Below are 3,915 nucleotides of genomic sequence, written 5' to 3'. Positions count from 1 at the left end.
AGGAATTATCTTTCTTTTCTCAGGTTATATAGCGAATATAAACTTTTTATAGCGTAATCACTAAAGAAAAACAGGACTTTTTCAACACTCTCCTAGAGTGAGTCAAGGGGACGGTTCCGTGACCCGGCCCGGTAATTTAATCCCGATAATTGTTGGAATATTTGCACAAATTCCATTAAACTTTTTGGCGTTGAAAACTTTATTTGTATTCCTGGTGAGCTTGACTGATTCTAGCATAGTTGTTTAATATAAGTAAAATTGAATATTTTAATGATATTATTCAATTTTATTTAGAAAGGTACAGCATTATGGAAATGCGGCAACTACAAATTTTCACCACCGCAGCCCGGGAAAAAAACTTTAGCCGGGCCGCGGAAAAGCTTGGCTATGCCCAGTCAAACATCACCATTCAAATTCGTTCCCTGGAACAGCAGCTGGGAACGCGCCTGTTTGAGAGACTTGGCAAAACCGTGGCTTTGACCCCCGCGGGAGTTAAACTTTTGGAATATGCCGAGCAGATATTGAAGCTGGCTGCCGAGGCCCAGGAAGCCGTTGCCGGATTTCCGGAGCCCCGGGGAACCATAAGGATCGGTGTGCTGGAGTCCCTTTGCGTGTTCCGGCTGCCTGATTTTTTTAAACAGTACCGCCAGCAGTACCCCCAGGTGAAACTTATATTGAAGCTGGGCACTCCCCTGAATTTTCGGAACTGGCTGCGGGATAACACGGTGGATGTGGCGGTTTCCCTGGAATGCCAGGTGAAGGAGCATGATCTGGCGGCAAAAAAACTGGTGCCCGAGCCCATGGTGGTCATCGGTGAGCCGGCCCACCGCCTGGTGGCCAAGGGCAGGCTGGAACCCCGGGACATTGCGGAAGAATGCCTGGTGTTTACGGAGAAAGGGTGCAGCTACAGGGAGTTGATGGAAAGCCACCTGGCGGCACACAGGATTGAGCCGTCCTCGACCCTGGAGTCCGACAGCGTGGAATCAATCAAACAATTTGTAATGAGCGGCCTTGGCATAGCTTTACTGCCCCGGGCCGCGGTGGTAAGGGAGCTCCGGCTGAAACGGCTGGCGGATCTCAACTGGGCGGGGCCTGAAATCAATATGTTTACCCAGCTTATGTATCACCGTGACAAATGGATATCACCGCCGCTGTTATCATTCATCAATATGCTGGAAGATTATTTTTTACGTGCGGCCTTGTCAGTTTCTCCTATTGATAACAGGTCTGGACTTAAACGGTATGTCCTGCCCGGAGGGAAGCTGAGACGAACTTAAACATCTGTTGTAACCCCGGGCAAGTTGATATATAATAGCTAAATGCAATTTTAAGCGGAGCGGGCAAGGAGGCAAATAATATGGAAGTGTCCGGAAAGTTAAATATTAACAACGGAAATGTTTTTACTTCCAGGGACAAATTTAGATTTATGTGTCACCGGAATCTTCAGTGTTTCGGCAAATGCTGTCGGGACATTAACATATTTCTCACGCCATACGATGTGCTCAGAATAAAAGATCAGCTGGGGATTCCCTCCTGGGAATTTCTAGAAAAGTATACGGTGTTGCTTACCGCCGGGTATACCGGTTTTCCGGTGGTAATTCTTAAGATGAGAGAGGAAGCCGATTTGCTTTGCCCCTTTGTTACTCCCCAGGGCTGCGGTGTTTACAACCAGCGCCCCTGGTCCTGCCGGATGGCGCCTTTGGATCTGAGGGGTGAAGACAGGTTCAGTATTGCCTTTGATCCGGAGTTCTGTCACGGCCTTAAAGAGGACCGGGAGTGGGATGCCGTTAGCTGGATGAGGGATCAGGGACTGGAAAATTATGACCCCGTGGAAAAGGAATTTAGCCGGATACCCCTGGAATTAAAGCTGAGCGGGTTTAAGAAAAAGGACCGCGATATGCTGGAGGTTTTCTATAACACCTGCTACAATCTGGACAGATTCAGGGAATTTGTTTCTAAAAAAAGTTTCGGACTATCCTTTAATGTACCCCGGGAAGTAATTGACAAAATAATAAACCACCAGGTGGAGTTGTTGAAATTCGGGATGGAATGGCTGGTATCAGGTATTGATTTTAAAAAGGCGCAGAAAATGATGGCCAGGATCAAATGCTGATATTTTTTTCTTTAGCGGTGCCCCGGGAATTGTTTTAAACCTTCCGGGGCATCATTTTATTTATACTGATAATAACTGTAAGGTCATATAAATTAATAATATTTGTTTTGGGTATATTAAAATAAATAATAACTTCAAGGGGGATAAAAATGGCAAAGGCTACAGGTATCGTCAGGCGCATCGATGATCTGGGAAGGGTTGTGATACCCAAAGAATTGCGCAGGAACCTGAAGATTAGAGAGGGAGATCCCTTGGAAATATATGTGGACCGCGGGGGGCAGATTATGCTGAAGAAATACAGCCCCATCATGGAACTGGGAGCTTTCGCCCAGGAGTACGCGGAATCACTGTTTGAGGCACTGGGTCATTTGTCCGTCATCACCGACAAGGATACCGTTGTTTCCGTGGCCGGAAAAAATGCCAAGGATTTCGGCACCAAGACTATAAACCAGCTGGTGGAGGAGGTTATGGATAAACGCAAGGTGCAGATGTTTGCGGAAAATATCATGATAACCACGGATGACAGGCTGGTCTGCAATTCCGCGGTGATAGCTCCCATTATATCAGGCGGTGACCCCATTGGAACAGTTATTATAGCCTCCAGGGAAGGAGCCAAGATGGGTAATCTGGAAAGCAAGCTGGCTGAAACTGCCGCCGGGTTTCTGGCAAGACAAATGGAGCAATAATCAAAATGGCCAAGGGTAATTATACATAAAGGGGCAGCCGCCGGGCTGCCCCTTTGAGATCTTTGGATGGTTTTGGGGGTGAAGGTTGATTAATAATCAGTGTAGAATCAATATTTAAGCCATTAATTGAGAGGAGATTGAAATGTCGCAAAAAATAAGGCGTGATTTACAGGAAAAGTTGGAGCAGGGCGCTTTGGCCGGGCTTGCCATGGACCACCAGTTTAATTTTGAATGCCAGGACGACTGCATGGGCCGCTGTTGCAACACCATATCCATTATGCTGGACCCCTGGGATGTGGAAATTATGGCCAGATATTTACAGATTCCGGGCAGGGAATTTCTGCAGGAGTACTGCGTTTACGAGGTGGACCATGAATATGGCTGGCCTTTCGCAAGATTCAAGCACGCTGAAAAAGGACCCTGCATCTTTATGTTAAAAGATGGGAAATGCCGGGTTTATCCCGCGCGATCCAGAAACTGCCGGACCTATCCCCTGGGCCGGGCGGTAAGGGTCAAATCGCCGGAGGATGGGGGCGGCCTGGAAGAAAAATATTTTCTGGTGGACCGCCAGACCTTTTGTTTCGGCCACAGGGGCGGGCGCGCCTGGACAGTGCAAGAATGGCTGGACGATGCCGGCGCGGTTGAAATGTACCGGATGTTCGATTTGTATATGGATGTAATTAATTATTGCACCTCTGAACTGAACAGCAGGGTGTGGATGTCCCAGGCGGTGGCCGGGATGATGGCTCCCTTGCTTTTTGGTCCGGACATGTTAAGGGAGAGGCTGGGTATCGAGGTGGAAAAGGTCGGGCATGAAGAGTTCTACCGGCGCCGCATGACGGCTTTGAAAGCAGTGCTTACAGACATGGCAGGGGGGTTGGGTTTTGGTCCGAAAGCGGCAATGCTGGATGATCAGGGTTCTTCCAGCATGATGGACAAAATGAAGGATATATTGATAAGGGGCTAGGAGGCCGTTGAAAAAGTCCATCTGCTGCGTTGCGGCTGCGGCCTCAATGCTCAACGTACTATGAGTACGCCTCCGCTTGAGGCCTTGCCGCGCCTTGCATCTGGAGCTTTTTGAACGGCCTCGGGCGGTAGTTTATCAACACGTTTATT

Annotated in this window: 4 protein-coding genes; all 4 read left to right on the top strand. The window is 48.3% G+C overall.

The features are described from left to right. Window positions 1–308 precede the first annotated feature (308 nt). The 4 genes from DCCM_RS04940 (at window position 309) to DCCM_RS04925 (ending at window position 3,766) form a co-directional block, all read left to right on the top strand. Window positions 309–1,277, top strand: a complete 969-nt coding sequence (locus tag DCCM_RS04940; protein WP_104371345.1) for a LysR family transcriptional regulator — start codon at window positions 309–311, stop codon at window positions 1,275–1,277. An 80-nt stretch (window positions 1,278–1,357) separates the two neighbouring features. Next, entirely contained in the window at window positions 1,358–2,113 is a 756-nt protein-coding gene (locus tag DCCM_RS04935) for a YkgJ family cysteine cluster protein (protein WP_104371344.1), read from the top strand. 149 nt (window positions 2,114–2,262) lie between these two features. Beyond that, a complete protein-coding gene (spoVT, locus tag DCCM_RS04930; protein WP_104371343.1) occupies window positions 2,263–2,799 on the top strand; it encodes a stage V sporulation protein T in 537 nt (178 codons plus the stop codon). A 142-nt stretch (window positions 2,800–2,941) separates the two neighbouring features. Then, a complete protein-coding gene (locus tag DCCM_RS04925; RefSeq protein ID WP_104371342.1) occupies window positions 2,942–3,766 on the top strand; it encodes a YkgJ family cysteine cluster protein in 825 nt (274 codons plus the stop codon). Window positions 3,767–3,915: the final 149 nt, after the last annotated feature.

This window comes from Desulfocucumis palustris, assembly GCF_002933875.1.
GTDB lineage: Bacteria > Bacillota > Desulfotomaculia > Desulfotomaculales > Desulfocucumaceae > Desulfocucumis > Desulfocucumis palustris.
The sequence above is the reverse complement of the archived record's forward strand: the minus strand, read 5'-3'. Positions and strand labels throughout refer to the sequence as shown.

Excerpts from the sequence above, each read along its gene's own strand:
- DCCM_RS04940 (WP_104371345.1), top strand. The coding sequence starts at position 309 with ATGGAAATGCGGCAACTACAAATTTTCACCACCGCAGCCCGGGAAAAA.
- DCCM_RS04935 (WP_104371344.1), top strand. The coding sequence starts at position 1,358 with ATGGAAGTGTCCGGAAAGTTAAATATTAACAACGGAAATGTTTTTACT.
- spoVT (WP_104371343.1), top strand. The coding sequence starts at position 2,263 with ATGGCAAAGGCTACAGGTATCGTCAGGCGCATCGATGATCTGGGAAGG.
- DCCM_RS04925 (WP_104371342.1), top strand. The coding sequence starts at position 2,942 with ATGTCGCAAAAAATAAGGCGTGATTTACAGGAAAAGTTGGAGCAGGGC.